This window comes from Photobacterium sp. TY1-4 (genome assembly GCF_025398175.1).
GTDB lineage: Bacteria > Pseudomonadota > Gammaproteobacteria > Enterobacterales > Vibrionaceae > Photobacterium.
Window position 1 is genome coordinate 908,281 of the sequence record NZ_CP099735.1, and the last position, 19,117, is coordinate 927,397.

The 19,117-nt window shown below is 50.7% G+C and carries 16 protein-coding genes; 11 read left to right on the forward strand and 5 right to left on the reverse strand.

The features are described 5' to 3' along the window. Positions 1-220: 220 nt before the first annotated feature. The 6 genes from hflK to NH461_RS20870 all read left to right on the forward strand — a co-directional run bounded on the left by hflK (position 221) and on the right by NH461_RS20870 (position 7,790). Positions 221-1,192 (forward strand): FtsH protease activity modulator HflK, encoded by a 972-nt coding sequence (hflK, locus tag NH461_RS20845; protein ID WP_261604514.1) that lies wholly within the window; start codon positions 221-223, stop codon positions 1,190-1,192. After that, entirely contained in the window at positions 1,189-2,184 is a 996-nt protein-coding gene (gene hflC, locus NH461_RS20850) for a protease modulator HflC (RefSeq protein WP_261604515.1), read from the forward strand. The genes hflK and hflC overlap by 4 nt, the downstream gene beginning before the upstream one ends. Continuing rightward, entirely contained in the window at positions 2,181-3,539 is a 1,359-nt protein-coding gene (nhaA, locus tag NH461_RS20855; protein ID WP_261604516.1) for a Na+/H+ antiporter NhaA, read from the forward strand. Before hflC ends, nhaA begins: the two co-directional genes overlap by 4 nt. A gap of 56 nt (positions 3,540-3,595) precedes the next feature. After that, positions 3,596-6,304 (forward strand): aconitate hydratase AcnA, encoded by a 2,709-nt coding sequence (gene acnA, locus NH461_RS20860; RefSeq protein WP_261604517.1) that lies wholly within the window; start codon positions 3,596-3,598, stop codon positions 6,302-6,304. A gap of 301 nt (positions 6,305-6,605) precedes the next feature. Further along, entirely contained in the window at positions 6,606-7,499 is an 894-nt protein-coding gene (locus tag NH461_RS20865) for an aminoacyl--tRNA ligase-related protein (protein ID WP_261604518.1), read from the forward strand. Positions 7,500-7,529: 30 nt separating this feature from the next. Beyond that, positions 7,530-7,790 (forward strand): His/Gly/Thr/Pro-type tRNA ligase C-terminal domain-containing protein, encoded by a 261-nt coding sequence (locus NH461_RS20870; RefSeq protein WP_410000144.1) that lies wholly within the window; start codon positions 7,530-7,532, stop codon positions 7,788-7,790. A gap of 75 nt (positions 7,791-7,865) precedes the next feature. On the opposite strand, the gene NH461_RS20875 is transcribed toward NH461_RS20870, so the two are convergent. From NH461_RS20875 to NH461_RS20885, 3 genes are all read right to left on the reverse strand, one after another. Beyond that, positions 7,866-8,729: a GyrI-like domain-containing protein gene (locus NH461_RS20875; protein WP_261604519.1), complete on the reverse strand. Its 864-nt coding sequence runs from the start codon at positions 8,727-8,729 to the stop codon at positions 7,866-7,868. A 214-nt stretch (positions 8,730-8,943) separates the two neighbouring features. Beyond that, positions 8,944-10,785: a M4 family metallopeptidase gene (locus NH461_RS20880; protein WP_261604520.1), complete on the reverse strand. Its 1,842-nt coding sequence runs from the start codon at positions 10,783-10,785 to the stop codon at positions 8,944-8,946. A gap of 525 nt (positions 10,786-11,310) precedes the next feature. Beyond that, positions 11,311-13,239, reverse strand: a complete 1,929-nt coding sequence (locus tag NH461_RS20885; RefSeq protein WP_261604521.1) for a tetratricopeptide repeat protein — start codon at positions 13,237-13,239, stop codon at positions 11,311-11,313. Positions 13,240-13,519: 280 nt separating this feature from the next. Here NH461_RS20885 and NH461_RS20890 point away from each other — a divergent pair, with 280 nt between their 5' ends. Then, positions 13,520-14,434 (forward strand): D-alanine--D-alanine ligase, encoded by a 915-nt coding sequence (locus NH461_RS20890; protein WP_261604522.1) that lies wholly within the window; start codon positions 13,520-13,522, stop codon positions 14,432-14,434. Between the two features lie 229 nt (positions 14,435-14,663). Here NH461_RS20890 and NH461_RS20895 read toward each other — a convergent pair whose 3' ends face one another. Together NH461_RS20895 and NH461_RS20900 are read right to left on the reverse strand one after the other, a co-directional pair. Then, positions 14,664-15,014 (reverse strand): carboxymuconolactone decarboxylase family protein, encoded by a 351-nt coding sequence (locus tag NH461_RS20895; protein WP_410000135.1) that lies wholly within the window; start codon positions 15,012-15,014, stop codon positions 14,664-14,666. Positions 15,015-15,183: 169 nt separating this feature from the next. Then, positions 15,184-15,741, reverse strand: a complete 558-nt coding sequence (locus NH461_RS20900; RefSeq protein WP_261604524.1) for a helix-turn-helix domain-containing protein — start codon at positions 15,739-15,741, stop codon at positions 15,184-15,186. Between the two features lie 200 nt (positions 15,742-15,941). Between NH461_RS20900 and NH461_RS20905 the strand changes: the two genes are divergently transcribed. The 4 genes from NH461_RS20905 (at position 15,942) to NH461_RS20920 (ending at position 18,919) form a co-directional block, all read left to right on the forward strand. Next, positions 15,942-16,556 carry a LysE family translocator gene (locus NH461_RS20905; RefSeq protein WP_261604525.1) on the forward strand — a complete coding sequence of 205 codons (615 nt, stop codon included), beginning with the start codon at positions 15,942-15,944 and terminating at the stop codon, positions 16,554-16,556. A 196-nt stretch (positions 16,557-16,752) separates the two neighbouring features. Beyond that, entirely contained in the window at positions 16,753-17,709 is a 957-nt protein-coding gene (locus NH461_RS20910) for a DnaJ C-terminal domain-containing protein (protein ID WP_261604526.1), read from the forward strand. Further along, on the forward strand, positions 17,706-18,035 hold the full coding sequence (locus NH461_RS20915) for a chaperone modulator CbpM (protein ID WP_261604527.1): 330 nt from the start codon (positions 17,706-17,708) through the stop codon (positions 18,033-18,035). Before NH461_RS20910 ends, NH461_RS20915 begins: the two co-directional genes overlap by 4 nt. Positions 18,036-18,268: 233 nt before the next feature. Beyond that, on the forward strand, positions 18,269-18,919 hold the full coding sequence (locus NH461_RS20920; RefSeq protein WP_261604528.1) for a Qnr family pentapeptide repeat protein: 651 nt from the start codon (positions 18,269-18,271) through the stop codon (positions 18,917-18,919). Positions 18,920-19,117: the final 198 nt, after the last annotated feature.

The following is a 19,117-nucleotide window of genomic DNA, read 5'->3' on the forward strand; positions in this document are numbered from 1 at the left end:
ATCAATTCCCCATTTTTCCTTCCATCACTTGAAAGATCTACCAAAGCAAACCAACCTTGAATAACCGTCTGTTGCTTTGCCGAATGATAGAATGATTAAGGGGGCACTCATGCCAACAGAGACTGATCCCTCCTTTCCTCTGCCTCCTGACGGTCGGCCTGAGCCTAACTCACATTCGCCCCGCAACCTTAGCCGTCGCCTGAAACACAGAGCAAGCGTAATGAAGCGTCTGCTTCCGAAAAGTAGTCTAAAAAGTGTGGCTTTGCTTTTCCTGGTTGTTATTGTTGCAATCAGTTCCTGGCAAGCTGTGTATACCGTACCCAGCGATTCTGTGGCTGTGATACAACGTTTTGGTCAGTTTCGGTATGAAATACCGCCTGGCATACATCTCAAACTACCGCTCGGTGTTGATATGGCGACGATTGTTCCTGTGAAGCGCCAGCTCAAACAAGAGTTTGGTTTCAGCACACCTGGTGCGAACAACCCTTATCAGAACACCTCTGAACGTGATGGTGAACTGGAAACTCAGATGGTAACCGGTGATTTAAACGCTGCATTGGTCGAATGGGTGGTTCAGTACCGCATCGCCGAACCGGTCAAGTTTCTCTTCGAAGTCCGCGATCCCAGCGCTACCCTGCGGGACGTTTCTGAGTCAGTGATGCGGGAAGTGGTGGGTGACCGTACCGTAGACGAAGTGATCACGATCGGCCGGCAAGAGATTGAATCTGAGGCACTCGTTAAGATGCAGGAGTTGGTCATTAAATACGCCATGGGGATTAATATTGACCAGGTTCAATTAAAGAATATTAACCCGCCCAAACCGGTTCAGGAATCGTTTAACGAAGTCAACCAAGCGCAGCAGGAAAAAGAAAAGCTCATCAACGAGGCACGCCGGGATTACAATAAAGTGATCCCGTTGGCAGAAGGTGAAAAAGATCAGCGTATCCGAGAAGCGGATGGTTACCGGCTGAAACGAATCAATGAAGCTGAAGGGGATGCTGCCCGGTTCAATGCATTACTGATTCAATATAACAAAGCACCTGAAGTGACCCGCCGACGAATCTATATTGAAACGATGCAAGAAATTCTGCCATCTATGCATTCAAAAATTATTATTGATGAACAAACCCACGGCATCTTACCTTTCCTTGATCTTCAGGATCAAACAGGAAAGCAAGGCGATCAACCATGAAGAAGTTTCTCCCGCCGATGGCCGTGATATTCCTCGTTTTCATCATGCTTGCCGTGAAAGGCACCCTTTATACGGTCAGCGAAGTCGAGCAGGTCATCATCACCCAATTTGGTAAACCGGTCGGCCTGCCGATCACCGACGCTGGGCTGAAGGTGAAAATGCCTTTTATCCAGGAGGTCAATACGATAGACAAGCGGATTCTGGAGTGGGACGGGAACCCCTCCGATATGCCGACGAAGGATAAATTGTACATCTCGGTCGACTTGTTTGCGCGTTGGCGGATCACGGACCCTTTGCAGTATTTTCTTCGTTTACGCGATGAGCGCAGTGCGCAGTCCCGGCTGGATGACATTCTGGGCAGCGAAACACGCAACGCGGTGGCGAAACATGAATTGATTGAAATCATCCGAACCACCAAAGATCGGCTTCCTTTACGTGACGCATTGTTGACCGGCACGGAGCGAGACACGGCGATGGGGAATCTGGTGCCGATCCATAAGGGCCGCCAGGTTATAGAGGCTGAAATCTACCAGGCCGCGACTGACAAAATCCGGGTCTTTGGTATCGAATTATTAGACATTCGCTTTAAACGGATTAACTACAACGCAAGTGTCAGGCCCAAAATCTATGACCGGATGATCAGTGAGCGTCGCCAGATTGCCGAGCGATTCCTGTCGGAAGGCTATGGTGAAGCGGCCCGGATCCGGGGTGATCGCGTTCGTGATTTGAATAAGATCCAATCCGAAGCGTACCGCAAAGTGGAAGAAATTCGGGGTTTGGCCGACGCTAAAGCCGCAGCAATCTATGCACAGGCCTACAACCAGAGCGCCCAGGCGGTCAGCCTGTATGAATTTACCCGAACGCTGCAAGCCTACCAATCGATCATGGCAGAAAATACCACATTGGTGCTGTCCACGGAGAGTGACTTATTTAAGTTTATGAAGAGAATAAACCCAGTGACGGACAATCAAACTGAATCTGAAAGTCCATGAAGAAAACAGCTTTTCGGGCCCATGAACGAGGGCATCCAACTCAATTGCCGAGCGAACATGTTGACTGGATCACTCAACCCGTTACCCGTTTTTTACGAATTGAGGCTGCTGCTGGTGCCGTACTTTTATTTTTCACGCTGGTTGCTCTAGCCCTCTCGAACTCCCCATGGGCGGAGGATTTTCTGTCCCTGTGGGATACCCCCATCGGGATCACCGTCGGATCGCTTGAGTTTCAGCGTTCGCTTCAGGAATGGATTAATGATGCCCTGATGACCTTGTTTTTCTTCTTGGTCGCATTGGAGCTGAAACGTGAAATCGTCTTGGGAGAATTAAAAACCCCACGCTTAGCCATGCTGTCTATTTCAGGGGCAATCGGTGGCATGCTGGTTCCGGCATTGATCTATTTGCTATTTCAACTGGATCAGCCTGGGCAGCATGGTTGGGGGATCGTAATGGCAACGGATACCGCATTTGTCATTGCCTGCCTCATTTTACTTGGCCCGCGCGTGCCAAAAAGTTTGCGGGTCTTTATGCTTTCTTTAGCGATCATCGATGACATTGGTGCCATTGTGGTCGTGGCCGTCGGTTACGGGGAAGAAATTCACTTTTATGCGATTGGGCTGGCCGTGATCGGATTTATCGTGGTGAAGATCATGGCGGTGCTCGGTGTACGTAATCTCGCGGTCTATTTGTGCATCGGCGGCCTGATCTGGTTCGCGGTGGATGCCTCCGGGATACATCCGACAGTAATCGGCGTGGTCCTGGGGTTGATGACGCCGACGAGACGCTGGGTCAACGAGCAGCGGCTGTTGACCATCATGGAATGTGTCGTGCCGCCCCCCTTGCCCAACCAGCGTGATGTGCTTCACCTCGATCGGCAAGTCTTAAAAACTGCCGAGGCGGCAGCGCGCGAAGCCCTTTCACCGCTGGAGCGATTGGAAATACTACTTCATCCCTGGGTTGGTTTTGTCATCATGCCTCTGTTTGCCTTTGCAAATGCTGGTGTTCAGCTCTCTTTTTCAGAACTGTCCGGCTCCTTGTACATAGCTATTTTTGCCGGTCTCGTCATCGGTAAACCCATTGGTATCATCTTATTTTGCGGGTTGGCAACACTCCTCAAACTGGCTGTACGACCGCCAGAGCTGCCTTGGCTCTATCTTGTTGCGGGTGGAATGCTTGCCGGGATCGGATTCACCATGTCGTTATTTATTGCCCACTTGGCATTGAGCCCGGCGCTCGTTGATGTCGCAAAGCTGGGTATCTTATCCGCTTCCCTATTCTCAGCTCTGGCGGGAATGATGCTGCTCAGTTGGCTGTTAAAACGAGATGCCTCGTACAAGGATAACCAAACATAATGTTTACCGCGTAAAGGACATGCTGTTTTACATATATGGTTTCAGAGGAAACGAAGATGATCCCGAATAGCAAGCGCGCCTGGCGTCAACAATACCTTCAGTCACTGACAGTGGATGACACCGAGTATCAGTATTGGTCGCTGCAAAGGCTGGCAACAGATTATCAAGTCGAGCTAGCACAACTCCCGCTGGTGACTCGGTTGTTGCTCGAAAATGTGATGCGCCATTCCGAGGGGCATGCCACGACGTCTGCCATCATCTCAGCGCTTTGCAGTGTCGACGAGGGGCTCCCAAATCGTAGGCAGGATGACGTCACCGAACTGGCGTTTCATCCCAGCCGTGTGTTGATGCAAGACTATACCGGCGTGCCGGCTTTGGTTGACCTGGCGGCGATGCGCGATGCGATCAGAGGGGCCGGTGGTGATCCACAACGTGTGAACCCTGTTTGCGCCGTTGATTTGGTCATCGACCACTCGGTGATTGCCGACCAGGCAGGGAGCAAATCGGCATTAACAGCGAATCGACAACTGGAGATGCAACGCAATCAGGAGCGATACCAGTTTCTGAAATGGGCGCAACACGCATTTGACAACCTGACGGTCATTCCGCCGGGACGCGGGATCTGTCACCAGGTGAATCTGGAATACTTGGCACAGGTTGTTCGGGAGGAAGGTGGAATTTTGGTCCCGGATACGCTGGTCGGTACCGACAGTCACACCACCATGATCAACGGTTTGGGCGTACTTGGCTGGGGAGTCGGGGGGATCGAAGCCGAAGCGGCGATGCTCGGTCAGCCGCTCAGTCTCAATCTTCCGCGTATTGTCGGCGTCCGGCTGGATGGCGCTTTAAAGGCAGGTGTTACTGCAACCGACCTTGTCTTAACCATTACCGAGCACCTGAGGAATTATGGTGTTGTTGGTAAGTATGTTGAGTTTTACGGGCCCGGCGTCGGAGAACTGACCGTGGCAGACAGGGCAACTCTGTCGAATATGGCGCCAGAGTATGGTGCAACCTGCGGCCTTTTCCCGGTCGATGAAAAAGTCATGACATACTTGCAACTCACCAACCGGCCAGAGCCGCTGATCGAACGCGTGAGAGGCTACGCGATGGCGCAAGGGCTATGGTGGGACAGCAAGACGCCGCCCCCGGTCTATGCGGAGAACATCGCCATTGACTTATCGGCGATTGAACCTTCTGTCGCTGGCCCCAAACGACCTCAGGACCGCCTCGCGTTGGGCGCGATAAAACGTAAAACACAAGAGCACCTCGAACTCATGGGGCAGAAAGCCACCGATAAAACAGATCGTGGTGCATCGCCTCATGGATTAACAAACGGTGATGTGGTCATCGCGGCAATCACCTCCTGTACCAACACCTCTAACCCCGCCGTGATGCTAACCGCAGGTTTGCTCGCAAAAGCAGCCGTAGAGAAAGGACTTTCGGTTCCAGCCCATGTAAAAACATCGCTGGCACCCGGCTCTCAGGCGGTTGCGCGATACTTGGATGATACGGGATTGCAAGGGTATCTCGACCTGTTGGGGTTTCAGCGTGTCGGTTTTGGCTGTACAACCTGCATCGGGAATTCCGGTCCGCTGAACGGCCAGCTTGAAGCGGACATCGAGCAACAACAACTGAGTGTCAGTGCGGTGCTTTCGGGAAACCGCAATTTCGAAGGACGCATCCACCCGGCCGTTCGGCTCAACTGGCTGGCTTCCCCTCCACTGGTGATTGCTTTTGCGCTGGCAGGCCATACGCGGATTGATCTACAGCACGAGCCCATTGCAACAAACGGTGATGGTGAAGAGATTTATCTACGGGATCTCTGGCCGACTGACGAAATGCTCAATCATGCACTTCGCCAAGTCACCAAACATCAGTTCAGGCTAAGTTACCAGAGCATCGATCAAGGAGATGAGCGCTGGCAAAGTTTAACCATGAAGGACAGCGTCTGTTACCCATGGGATCCGGCATCGACCTATATTCAACGCCCGCCGTTTTTTGAGCGCGAGATCAGCACCCAACCGATCCAATCCGCTAGAATATTAGCCGTCCTCGGTGATTCCATTACCACCGATCATATCTCACCCGCGGGACAAATTTCAGAACTAAGTCCTGCGGGCCAGTACTTAATCGCGCATCAGGTATCCCCACAGAACTTTAATAGTTACGGTGCCCGTCGAGGAAACCATGAAGTCATGGTTCGCGGGACGTTTGCCAATCGACGCATACAGAACCTAATGGTCGCGCCTGAAGTGGGTGGTGTGACACGCTATTATGGTCCGATGAACAAAAATCGCGATAAAAACGTGAGAGTTCACGAGCAACCGCCCGTGATCACAATTTATGAGGCAAGCCAGCATGCGATCGCCGACAGCCTCCCGCTCGTGGTTTTCGCCGGCAAAGAATACGGCACGGGATCCAGCAGAGATTGGGCTGCCAAAGGCTGCCTGCTGCTGAATGTAAGGGCGGTGATCGCCGAATCTTTCGAGCGTATTCATCGCAGTAACTTGGTAGGAATGGGCATTTTACCACTTCAACTGCTCGCTCCCAGGACAGTCGGCGACCTTTCACTGAAAGGAGATGAGACGATCTCGATTAACTTAATTCATGAACTTATGCCTCAACAAAATCTCAATGTGATACTTAGAAAAAAGGATAGTTCAGAGCAGGAATGCTCGGTAATCGTCCGAATCGATAACCAAAGAGAGTTGGCGTATTTCAATGCCGGGGGCGTACTTCGTTATATTGCCAACCAGTTGGATTGACGCAAACTTGACGTTTTACTTCCGGCTCACGACCCGATGAAATGCCGTCGCGATCACTCGCCGTTCAGTCAAAAATGATTGTCTTTTCAAAAACAGTCTGTTACTAATTTGATCATGATGAAAAATATCTCGATCCGACAATCGGCGATGCCGATCCAACAAACCACCACCACCGAAACCACCAGGTTGTTCGGGGGGTAGGTTCGAGTTTTTTCTTCAACCCTCTGAGCGATTCGCCAGAGGGTTTTTTATATCCGCATCCTGCGTTTCGCTCAGAGTCTCACAATCCAAGGAGACCTTTATGAAAACGCATCGTGAAATCGCACAACAACTCGACCTGTTCCACTCAGAGCCCCAGGGTCCGGGCATGATCTTCTGGCACCCGAACGGCTGGCGTCTGTTTCAGGACATTCAGCAGCATATCCGCGAGCTTTATCTGCAATACGGTTTTGAGGAAGTGCGCACGCCGCAGTTTCTGAAAAAAGAGTTATGGCAGACATCCGGCCACCTGGCGATGTACGGCGAAGATATGTTCTTCGGCGGCGATCCGGCGGGCGAGCAGGACTATGCCCTCAAGCCAATGTCCTGCCCGGGTCATATCCTACTGTTCAAACGCGGCGTACACAGTTACCGGGATCTGCCCATCAAGCTGTTCGAGTTCGGATTAGTCCACCGCAATGAAGCCTCAGGTGCATTGAACGGATGTTTACGGCTACGCCAATTCACGCAGGATGATGCCCATGTGTTTTGCGCCTGGTCTCAGGTCAAACACGAAGTCAGTCAGTTCCTGGAACGGGCCCGGCAGGTGTATCGCCAGTACGGCTATCAGCAGCTCGCGGTGAAAATCTCAACGCGTCCCGAAGCGGCACTGGGCGACGAAGCCCTCTGGCAACAGGCCGAACACATCCTGATGGATGTCTGCCGGGATGAATCAATGGCTTATGAACTACAAATCGGTGAAGGCTCTTTTTACGGGCCCAATATTGAGCTGGCGCTGCAGGACAGCCTCGGCCGTGAGTGGCAATGTGGGACAATCCAGCTCGACTTTAATCTGCCCGGCCGTTTCGAGGTTGCCTTCACCAATGCTGCCGGAGAGCGCGAGCACCCGGTGATTTTGCACCAGGCAATGTACGGCTCGATTGAACGCTGGATCGGCATGCTGCTGGAGGTCACTCAGGGCGCATTGCCGGAGTAGATCCATCCGCTCCCGGCTGCCATTGCCCCGATCAATGAAGCGGCGGCCGAGTATGCCGATGCCCTGGCGGCGCTGCTCAAAGCGGCCGACCTGCCGGTCATGACCGATCACAGCAATTGCTCAGTATCGCGGAAGATAAAACGCTTCCACCAGCTGAAGATCCCCAATATCCTGATTGTCGGCGAGAAAGAGGTGAACAATGAACAGGTCGCGCTGCGCCGCGGAAAAGCCGTGACGGTTATTGAGAAGTCGCAGTTGGTCGCGCAACTGCTTGCGTTCAGGGCCCTCTAATGGGTACCGGAACCAGAGCGGCCACTGCATCCGCAAGTGGCCGCTTTTCCAAAACAGCTTCCCTGCTCGATTGACCTACTTGAGCGGCAGATAGATATCGGTCATCAGTTCACATTCATCAACTTCATGAATCAAGTTCAGGTAATGGAAAAAGCAGGGAAAATCCCGCAGTTCTTCACCACTTGAAGGGAGCCACTGCCGATATAAGTAATACACGGTTTCGCTGATCCGATCGTGGCTGCCGAGATGGCGAACAACGGCGCAGCGACCACCTGGAATGATCCCCTGCTTCACGCCATAAGGATTATCCGGCACTTCCCCCGCATGAGTCCCGCAGATCTCAAAACGAAAATCTTCTTCCGGGGTATTGGCCGGATCGCTATAAGGCACGCCATAGGTCTCGCTCTTCTTCACCGGAGATAAACCGGTCTCTTTGCGCCAGGTAATAAACTTGGCTGCCGTTTCCAGCACCCGTTGCGAATGACCGCGATGCTCAATCAGTGCCACCGGCTTTTGTTCAAAATTGACGATTTTTACTTCCATATTCATCTCCCCGTTCATCGGTGGGTTAAATTCGTAGTGGGCGTACCAGGACTGCCACTCAGGACAACTTCGAAACTGGGAAGGCGTTTGGCCAAACCGTCGCAAAAAAGCACGGGAGAAGGCTTCCGGGCTGTCAAAAGAGGCTTCGAAAGCAATCTCAGTGATGGTGCGATCCGGCTCAAAAGCCAACCGGAACGACGCGCGTTTCATCCGGCTGAGCTGCACATACTGAATGGTGCTCACCCCCATAAAGGACTGAAAGATCCGATGAAAGTGATACTTTGAACAAGCAGCCACTGCGCTCAATTGCTCCAGTGAGATTTCTTCATCTAAGTTGTGCTGAATGAACTCACACACTTTCCGGATGCGTGCTCGATGATGTTCCGCGACATTCATTGGTTTGCCTTGATTCCCCGTTGTTGAAGTCACGCAAATCATAACGATGGACACCATCAGATGCCTGATTGAAATTGCGATCTTTCACCTGTCCGATTAATCGGATGCTCAGGAATGAATATAAGTCGATATCAAACCACCAAAAAATGAATCCGCCAAATAAAAAAAGCCGCAGCTCCAGAGAGCTGCGGCTATGTCACGGTACAATCTTCGTTTAGTAGTTCAGACTCAAGGTCACACCGGAATACTGGCTGTACCCTTTCAACATCACATAGTACGTTTGTCCGGCGGCCACATTGACCGTACAGGATTCATTGTTGCCACTCCGGTATGGACGGCAATCCCAGGACTGTGTCGTCGGCTTACTTCCGGCCTTCACGTACAGATCCGCATCCCCGGTCCCGCCACTGATAGCGACACGAGCTGAAGCACCCGCGGTTGCCGTGAAGGTATAATGCACTTCACTACCTGAGGCACCGGCAAGACCGCTGACCGGCTGGCCGTTTTTCAGTTCTAGGTCACCCGGAGGTGGCGTGGTGCCGCACGAGGCATTCACACCGACGGTGGCAAACGCACTGACCACATCATCGCTGTTATAGCCCAGATCGGTTGCAGCTTTCACCACACCACAGCCCCCCTGATCAAAGGTTGAGTTCGCTGTCCAGTACAACTGGTTCGCGACCGCAAACACTTCAAAGCCTTTACGCGCATCCCACCCGGCGGTGTTTGCCAGCAGGTAGTAAGCACGATTAAAGACGCCGCTGGAATAGTGGACATTCAGACCGCTGGTGTATTGTGACGCATGATCAATCGATCGGCCGTCTTTGGAAGGCTGATCGAAATAACGCAAGCCGCCTTCCTGCTTGAAGATATCGCTGCCGACCACCCAGTCGACCGTACCGCGCATGTAGTACTCCGCCGCTTCCCCGGCAATATCCGAGAAGGCTTCGTTGATCCCACCGGACATGTTGCGATAAACCAATCCGGAGTTTTGCTCGGTAAAGCCGTGGCTGACCTCGTGAGCACTGACGTTAATATCGACCAGTGGGTAGAAAGTATTCTGCCCGTCACCGAAGGTCATGGCCTGGCCATCCCAGAAAGCGTTTTCATAATTGCTGCTGTAGTGAACCCGCATAGTCAGTTGGAAGGTCAGCGGCGCGGTATTCAGCCAGTCTTTGTACATATCAAAGACCACTTTTCCGAAATAATGGGCATCATTCAACGGAGAATACGCGCCATTGATTGGTTTATACGCATTGACGTTATCGTCAGTGGCACATTCATAGCTGAAAGGGGTCGAGCCGCTCGTCCCGCCATTGAGGTTCACTGTTTTGACGGCATCGTTGACCATGGTGCAGGTAGTACCCACTTTCTCCACATCGAGCGGTGGGTAATCAATCCCGAACTGATATTGACCGGTTTTCTGATTCCCGCCAGGACCGGTTCCATGTGCCTTGGCATGCGCCAGACCTTCCCAACGTTCAATAACCTGACCGCTATTGGCATCGATAAAGAAATACGGACGAGACGGTGTTTCATCCAAGACCAGGAAATTGACCAGGTACACCAGGCGGGCAACATCATTGTCATCCAGGCGAATCATCAGCACTGATTGCTCATTGTCAGTCGATACCCCTTGAGCACCACCGCTTTTCACCGCGTGTTTCACTTGCTGCTTGGCAATCGCCAGTACCTGCTGAGCGTCCAGCTTCGGTGAAATCGCCGCAATATCCTGTTGCAGTCCCTGTGCCATCACTCCGTGTACCTGACTGGCTCCCTGAGCACCAACGGTCGCGGTCACCGCGGTGTTAAACACCGGAACGCCCTGATAGACCTGCTGGTAACGCACTTTTTGGGTGCCGTTCGGCAAAGTGATGGTTTTGACCGGCTGGAAACGCGTCGCCAGCGGCGTTGCCGACTGCGCACTAATCCCCTGCTGCAGCACTGCCGGGTCGGTCACGCTGACCATTTCAGCTGCCACGCTCGGCAAAGCGGTGAGTGTAAAGAGTGAACCTAGCGAGATAGCAATTGTAATTTTATTAAGGTTTGATTTCATAACTCTTCCCTGGAGAATGATTGTGTTGAACTGTCCTTCAACTCTCAACCATTCCGGCATCCTGTTGCCGGAAACAACTGGCGTGACTGCCTGAGAACAACCTGTACCAGTTCGTTAACCTGTTATGATTTTATCTTGCATAACAGTGCATAAACCATGGGAAAGGATTCAAGAAAAATCCACTGCGCCACGAAACTTTCGATATAACCACTGTATTTATAAATTTACGAATATTATTAAGTATCAAATCACTAAAGGGGCGTTATGACACTAACACTTGATGAAAACTGGGCTTATCTAAATAGGAGGGGTGTTATGACGACTTTACAGTTTCCGGAGATTATCCCTTTACTGATAGATTCAATCATTTTGTAACTAAATCGTCGCAATTCGCAACAAACACTGACAGGATATTCAAGATTAAACAAATGGCAGCATGATCTGAACCAGCCAATATACACAATAAGAAAAATAAAGTCGGAACCCTCGCCCGTTACGACGAGGATACCAGTTTGGATCATTGGATCAGCAGCCGCCGGAGTCCCACTCAAATTGTCCCGAGAGTGCATTGTATTTCCGTTGCGCCTGGAATTTCACATTGCGGCCATCATCATAGGTTCGGTAGCATGTGGCGTTCACGCATCGTGTGTTGCAGCTCACCACGCCCGGTCTTTTTGCGGGCTGAGCCGGATAAAGATTCCCGGACGAACTTGCACGTCTCGCTGGCAGAGGCTGATAACGGGAGATCGAGTCCAGTTTAACGTATCCCAGTTTAAACTGGTCGCCATCCACAACTTCTATCCAGCCGTCACGAGCTGCGCTGAGTGAATACACGTACGTCGCTTTTCCGAGCGATTCCACCACTGGCGTATCTGCTGACGCCTTATTGTAAAGCGGTGTTTTCTTTGTCGTCTGCCACTTCTTCAGCTTCGCGAGATAGTTCGGCATCCTTGTTTTAGGCGTGTCGTTTCCGTTCTCAATAGCCTTTGCCCCCCAATAGGCAGCCCAGGCGTAGTTCTTATTGACGCCCCAGCCATTGTTATAAGCCACCGCCAAGTTGCTTTGTGCGATCTCGTGGTTATTCTCGGCCGCTTTCTTGGTCCACTTATAAAACAGATCGTTATCTTGCTTAAAGCGACCGGACTTGCTGTACTCGTAGCCAAGGTTGAATTGTGCGTCAACATTTCCTTTGTTTGCCGCTTTCAGCAGGTAGTCTTTCGCCCGGCGAAGATTTTTGACGACCCCTTCCCCGTTTAAATAAGCATTGCCCACTTGGTAAATCGACTCAACCTCCCCTTGCTCAGCAGCCTTCTTCGACCATTGAAATGCAGTTTTTAAATCCTTCCGGGTTCCCTGACCGTATCGGTACATATGGGCAACGTAATTCTGGGCATCTTTATCGCCGCGTTCAGCTGAAAGTAAAAACCATTTCAGAGCCGATTTGCGATCCTTATCCTGGCCATAGCCATGGTATGCCATCATTCCCAGGTAATAAGCAGACAGTGTATCTAACTCACGGGCGCTCGCCTTTTCAAACCAAGGTGCAGCACGTCTGTAATCTTGTTTTACATAGAGCCCCTTATAATACATGTAGCCGAGATGGTAAGCCGCAATCAGGTTTTTCTCCGCAATCGGCTCAAACAGGGAGAATGCCTTGCGGTAATCTTTCTCTCCCCCAAAGCCAAATAAATAAAACCGTCCGAGTTCAGACTGTGCCGCTACATTTCCCTGGGCAGCAGCCTTCTCGCACCACTGACGCGCAACTTGCTTATCTTTGATTACACCGTCACCGTCACGGTAAAGAATACAAAGATTATGTTGCGCCATAGAAAGCCCCTTGTCTGCTGCCTGCTGAAACAAGGCAGCGCCTTTGGCCGAGTCTTGTTCCAGATATTTACCGAAGTAATACATCACCCCGATTCGAAAATGCGCGTAAGGGCTCTTGAGATCAGCACTTTGCTTGTACCAGTGATAGGCTTTTTCACCATCATCCGAATCATAATAATGATCGCCAAGCCGGTTCATTGCATCACGGTCCCCCTGCTCAGCCTCAGGCCAGTATTTCACGAGCTTGGCGTTGTCCTTGAGGTAAGCTGATGCTTTCTCGCTGCCCTGCGCTTTTGCGTTCTCCAAGTAGGTGATACCCCGGGTATACTCTTCCGAAACAATCAACCGCATGGCATAGTCGTACATTGCCGGCGGGTAACCCTCATCCGCAGCTTGTTTGAGTGCCGCAATATCCTGATCGGATTTCTCATACGCCGACGTATAGAGACGGTACTTCGCCCGAACATCTCCCTCTTCGGCCAGATCAGTCCAGGCCTCTCGGGCTTCGGTGATCTCTCCTTGCCGGAACTTGGCTTCGGCATCTTCATAACTGACGGCACAGGCCGTCAACAACGTACTGAGACCAATTAGTACACCGGACCGAATCAAACGATTGACGCTTTGCATGGTATAACCTTTGTCTTTTTATTTAGAAATCAGAGGGTAACATAACAGTACCGTCTCAAATGAAAGCCCCATCAATTTTTGACCATTCAATTAGATGCTTACCCTTGACTGGCGAAAAAACAAACAACAGTTCTCATTTTTCTATACCCATTGCAATGATTGGACACCAGCTTAAGAGCACCTGAATCATCTGTCACCATTATGTGCTTTAACACTATAAATTGATATGAGTATCAATTAGTATGCGTACTAGTTGTATGCAGTTGAGCGAGTAGTAAAGATGAGAGTTGGTATTTTGAATGGTGGCGATTCAAGTGAGCGTTCTGTCTCACTGAAATCAGGCGAATGTATTGCCAGGGCAGTGGAAGGGTTGGGGTATGAAGCGATTAAAATTGATCCTCGCCACATTGATGTGACCCTGCAGGGTTTCTTCAATCTGGATCGCATATTTATCGCTTTACATGGTGGTATCGGTGAAAGCGGTCATATTCAAGCGCTGTGCGATATGCTCAAAATTCCCTATACCGGCAGTGGGTTGCTTGCCTCTTCTACGTCACTCAATAAACACAAAACCAAAGAGATTTGGAAAGCCAATGGCCTCCACACAGCTGAATGGATGATTGTAAACAAAAACACACCTTCCGACTCAATCAAGGAAACACTTTCCAGGCTCTCCTACCCTGTGGTTGTCAAACCATTAAATCAGGGATGCAGCCTGGGCATCACGAAAGCCGATAACCCGCAAGACTTATTTTCAGCACTGACGGCTGCATTTGAATATGATGAAGAAGTCATCGTTGAAGCCTTTATTCAGGGACGCGAATACACTTGTGCCATTCTGGACGGACAAGCCTTACCAGTCGTCCAAATCAAATCAGAGACTTTCTTCGATTGGAATGCCAAATTTGGCAATGAGACAGCGACCTACCACTGCCCATCCGATCTGACTGCAGAACAAGAGCAGCAAATGCAAGCCATTGCCCTCAAAGCCTATCAAGTCCTTGGATGCCGAGGCTGGGGACGCATTGATACTTTTCTCGATGATCAGGGTGAGATCTATCTCATCGAAATGAATACTGTTCCGGGCATGACAACGCGCAGTGTATTTCCGATGGCCGCAAAACAGGCAGGTATCAGCTTTGAAGGCGTCATAGAAAAACTGCTCAATTCTGCAACGTTTGACTACGTCAAGTAACGCAATACAACCTCGCGACAGGAAACAAAGCCCATAAAGATCGTCAACCGCGCTACGCCGCATATTATGATCGCACGTGATCCGTCATGATGGTCCGTTATAGCCGGTCGAATCTTTAATACGGCCGGGTTGTCTTGTCAGGATGTTGATTCATCGGTAAGGAACAATTGGTGTTCCTTACCATTTTATTCAGCGAGGAAACCTGAATATCAAATTTCAAAATCAGTATTTACTCGGTTTCTAAAATACCGCGTTCAATAAATACATCTTTTGCCGTCAGCATAGCGTTGATCGCGGCGGGAAAGCCTGCATACAACGCAACCTGCATGATCACCTCAACAATTTCTGCGGGTTTACAGCCGATGTTGAGCGCCCCTTGAATATGGCCATACAGTTGCGGCTGGCAGTTTCCCAATGCCGTGAGTGCTGAAATCGTCACCAGCTCCCGACGTTGGACATCAAGTTGCGAGCGCTGATAAATATCTCCAAACCCAAACTCAACCATATACTTTGCAAGATCAGGTGAAATCAGACTTAAGCCATCAAGGGCTTGCTTGCCATTTTCACCAAAGATCGCCATGTAGCTTTCCAGGCCACTCTCATATCTGTCATTCATGTGTACTTTTTAGCCTATACAATAGCGATTTATTTTCGCGGACAATTCGATCTCGCAAATGTACAACACTTGAAACACAAATTGTAGATTGCTTGAGCGCAATCCCGCCCGCTGTTATCGCCGTGCCTTGGTGCTAGCGATGTTCCGAAATCAGGATGGCACATGTACCTTCCTGAAGGGCTTCAAACATATGCGGCAAATCACCGGGATAAGAAATGTAATCCCCTTCGTTAAGTTCATAGCTCTCCGAGCGCAAGCCGAGTCTTGCCCTGCCTTTGGTGATAATCACATGCTCGATCACACCGGTATGGTGCGGTTCGGAATAATGCGGCTGTCCGGGTTTGACTTCAATCCAGTAAATATCCCGGCTGACGTGAGGCGGACATGCGGCAAGCAACGTGGCTTGATAGTCCTTGTTTGCGGAAGAGACGGACACACCCTCGCCATAGCGAATAATTTTCGTTTCTTGTCTGGGGGATTCAAGCAGACGGGACACCGGAATATCAAGGACAACACAGATAGACCATAGCGTTTCGATACTTGGATTCCCGACACCATTTTCCAGCTGAGATAGCGTCGATTTCGCGATCTTGGCTCGTCTTGCGACCTCAGCAATACTCAATCCCGAGCGTTGCCGCTCAGCATGCAGGGTTGCCGCAATTTGCGCGATAGGCGGTTCATTTCTGATCATAACAGTCAGCAGCTCAATTCATCACTCTTAGCGTTTACGTTCATTATAACAAACGAACGTTTTTTTTGACAAACATACCGTTGTCGCTCAATATATACACCAATCGTTCGATATAAAAACCATTCGTTCGATAAACACTACTTCTAGCTGAATTCAGGGATCCGTCAGGATCTGCGTCCAACGTTCAGGAGGAACGCAAGATGGAATACATATTGTCTGTGGTGCTCTTTGCCATTTCTTCTTCAGTAACACCCGGCCCGAATAACATCATGATCATGACTTCCGGGGTGAACTTCGGGATCCGTAAAAGCTTGCCTTTGCTCACCGGTATCTGTGTCGGTTTTTCTGTCATGCTCTTGCTGGTCGGACAGGGCTTTGGCCATTTATTTCAGCTATTTCCGCAGCTTAGTCTGGCGATTAAAATAGCCGGTACCTGTTATTTGCTGTACTTAGCCGGGCTGATTGCCGGAAGCCGCGGTGTTGACAAAGCAAGCCAAACCACCGAACCGTTCGGCTTCATCAAAGGTGCTCTGTTCCAATGGGTAAATGCGAAAGCATGGGTTGTGGCGATTGGCGCAATCTCCGCCTTTACTACCGTTGGAGAACACTATGCGTTGCAGAACATGACGATTGCTACCACCTTCTTTATTATTTCTTTCCCCTGTGTCGGAATCTGGCTCATGTTCGGCTCGCTGCTTCGTCGCTACCTCGAAAATAGGACCTACTTGCGCTGGTTTAATCTTACGATGTCTTTGCTCTTGGTCATTTCAGTGCTCCCCGTCATGCGAGAGGTTTGGCAACACTTCACCCATTAGCCGGTGCGTGTATTGTCTCCCCAATGAAACCAGCACTGTTGAGCATTTGCCTAAACTGGAATGGGCATCGGTGCCTCAGGATTTTTCGGAGACGCACCCTGTCTCGAATGCAACGAACTGTAATCTCCCGGGACGTGGACCCGTTGAGCCCATTTCAACTTTCAGTTGTTTAACATTCCGTCTGAATCGTGGTGCTATGGAATATCGTGACTATTACGCCATCCTTGAGATCCCCCGCGATGCGACGCTGGCGGATATCAAACGAGCCTATAAGAAAAGCGGGCGCAAATTCCACCCGGATGTGTCAAAAGATCCCGACGCCCAGCAAAAGTTTATCCAGGCCAAAGAGGCTTACGAAGTGCTCAAGGATCCCCAGAAGCGCGCCGCGTATGATCAGCTCGGGAAAGACTGGCACACCGGGGAGAATTTTGATGTACCGCCAAACTGGGAGGGCAACTTTGAGTTTTCCAGTGATGGCTTCACCCAGGGCGATACCGCTGCATTTTCGGATTTTTTTGAATCACTGTTTGGCGGTCACTTTGGCCACAGAGCCGAGCGGGCTCATCAGGCTCGCAGTGCCCATCAGCATTTCTCGGCCAAGGGCGAAGATATCCACGCCAAGGTTCAAATTGATATTGAAGACAGTTTTCATGGCGCGGTACGCTCCCTTACCCTGCCGGCATCTCCGCTGGACGGCACGCAACCTCAGACCGTGAATTTAAAAATCCCCAAAGGGGTCCGGGAAGGTCAGCACATTCGTCTCGGCGGCAAGGGCATGCCCGGTCATGGCGGCGGCGCGACAGGCGATCTTTATCTGGAAGTCAGTTTTCGTCCGCATCCGCTCTACCGGCTTGAGCAGAAAAATCTGTGTCTTTCCCTCCCTGTTACACCATGGGAGGCCGCGCTGGGCGCTAAAATCAAGATACCGACGCCCACGGGAGCCATTGAGGTGACCGTACCGGCCAACTCAGTGTCCGGCAAAATCCTGCGGCTTCGCGGCCGGGGGCTTCCCGGGACGTCTCCCGGGGATATGTTGATCACCCTGAATATCGTCCAACCCAAAGTAGAAACCGAGCAGGAAAAAGCCCTGTTCCGGCAGATGCAGGATCTGATGCCTTTTAATCCCCGTAGCCAATTTGGGTTTAAGTCATGAAGAAAAAAGTTACTTCAGGTCAGCTCAGCATTACCGTCATTGCCGAGCATGAACCATCGCTGAGCCTAGCTGAGCTTTGCCGTGCCTGCGGTCAACCGGCCGAATGGGTGATCGCGCTGGTTGAAGAAGGCGTGCTCGATCCGCAGGGCGATCGGCCCATTCACTGGCGTTTCGCCACCATCAATCTGCGTCGGGCATTGCGCGCCGGTCGCATGCAGCAAGATTTGGGGCTGAATATCCCCGGCATTGCAATCGCGCTTGATTTACTGGATGAAGTCGAACGGCTGCAACGCCTGCTGAACAGTCGGGATGACCGACATTTGTAACCCACCGCAACTGCCCGGACAGCCCAATTGCATTTCATGCCCGCTCGGGTACTGTCTTGCAGGTTTCAAGGTACCGGCAGGCAGGTTTGAAGAATCAATTCTCCCTTAAAGGCCGTGCTCCAAAGGACAATGCAATTGGCCTTAATATGCCGGATTTCAAGTGAAAAATACTTGAACTTCAGATACGATGCCTGCTTTAGACAACATGGTTGAGGGCAACCCGGGAGAATAATGTGATTCAAGCTGATCTGACTTTCCACCAGCATGATTTCTCTAAACAGGATTTACAAGGCCATACCTTTAAGCGTTGCCACTTTTTTCAATGTGACTTCGACCATGCTGATTTAAAGGATGCTCAGTTCATTGATTGTCAGTTTATCGATTCGCAATCACTGGAAGGGTGCAACTTCCGATTCGCTGATCTGAAAGATGCCAGCTTCAGTAACTGTATGCTGGCAATGTGTAATTTCAGCCAAGCCAATTGTTTTGGGCTGGAGCTGCGTAAATGTGACTTGAAAGGTGCCAATTTTCAGCGCGCGAATTTCGCCAACCATGTCAGCCATGCCGTTTACTTCTGCTCGGTGTATATCACCGGGTGCAACCTGACCTACAGTAACTTTGAACGCGCCATCATTGAAAAATGTGACTTATTTGAAAACCGCTGGCATGGTGCCAACCTATCCGGCGCGAGTTTCAAAGGATCAGACTTATCCCGCGGTGAGTTCAGTGCCGATCAATGGGATCAATTCAATCTGGAAGAATGTGATTTAACCCATGTCGATCTGGAAGGTCTGGATATTCGCCAGGTATCGTTATTCGGCGTCAAAATCTGTGACTGGCAACAAGAGCAGCTGTTATCGCCACTAGGGCTGGTGATCCTGTAGCAAGTTCGCCGGGTCGAGATGCGACCCGGCAAACGGGGTCAAAAAGCCATCGGGTTTCAACTGTCCGCATAGTTCAGACCAGACACTTACGCACTATCCGAAAACCCTGATAGTCACTATTTTCCGCAATGCTTACCAATGCCGTAAACTGCCCCCAACAAAATAACACTTCCCGACCCGGTGAATACAGCCAAGGAC

Bases quoted from the DNA above. Each gene is read 5' to 3' on its own strand.
- hflK (WP_261604514.1), top strand. From the start codon at position 221: ATGAAGCGTCTGCTTCCGAAAAGTAGTCTAAAAAGTGTGGCTTTGCTT.
- hflC (WP_261604515.1), top strand. From the start codon at position 1,189: ATGAAGAAGTTTCTCCCGCCGATGGCCGTGATATTCCTCGTTTTCATC.
- nhaA (WP_261604516.1), top strand. From the start codon at position 2,181: ATGAAGAAAACAGCTTTTCGGGCCCATGAACGAGGGCATCCAACTCAA.
- acnA (WP_261604517.1), top strand. From the start codon at position 3,596: ATGATCCCGAATAGCAAGCGCGCCTGGCGTCAACAATACCTTCAGTCA.
- NH461_RS20865 (WP_261604518.1), top strand. From the start codon at position 6,606: ATGAAAACGCATCGTGAAATCGCACAACAACTCGACCTGTTCCACTCA.
- NH461_RS20875 (WP_261604519.1), bottom strand. From the start codon at position 8,729: ATGAATGTCGCGGAACATCATCGAGCACGCATCCGGAAAGTGTGTGAG.
- NH461_RS20880 (WP_261604520.1), bottom strand. From the start codon at position 10,785: ATGAAATCAAACCTTAATAAAATTACAATTGCTATCTCGCTAGGTTCA.
- NH461_RS20885 (WP_261604521.1), bottom strand. From the start codon at position 13,239: ATGCAAAGCGTCAATCGTTTGATTCGGTCCGGTGTACTAATTGGTCTC.
- NH461_RS20890 (WP_261604522.1), top strand. From the start codon at position 13,520: ATGAGAGTTGGTATTTTGAATGGTGGCGATTCAAGTGAGCGTTCTGTC.
- NH461_RS20895 (WP_410000135.1), bottom strand. From the start codon at position 15,014: ATGGCGATCTTTGGTGAAAATGGCAAGCAAGCCCTTGATGGCTTAAGT.
- NH461_RS20900 (WP_261604524.1), bottom strand. From the start codon at position 15,741: ATGATCAGAAATGAACCGCCTATCGCGCAAATTGCGGCAACCCTGCAT.
- NH461_RS20905 (WP_261604525.1), top strand. From the start codon at position 15,942: ATGGAATACATATTGTCTGTGGTGCTCTTTGCCATTTCTTCTTCAGTA.
- NH461_RS20910 (WP_261604526.1), top strand. From the start codon at position 16,753: ATGGAATATCGTGACTATTACGCCATCCTTGAGATCCCCCGCGATGCG.
- NH461_RS20915 (WP_261604527.1), top strand. From the start codon at position 17,706: ATGAAGAAAAAAGTTACTTCAGGTCAGCTCAGCATTACCGTCATTGCC.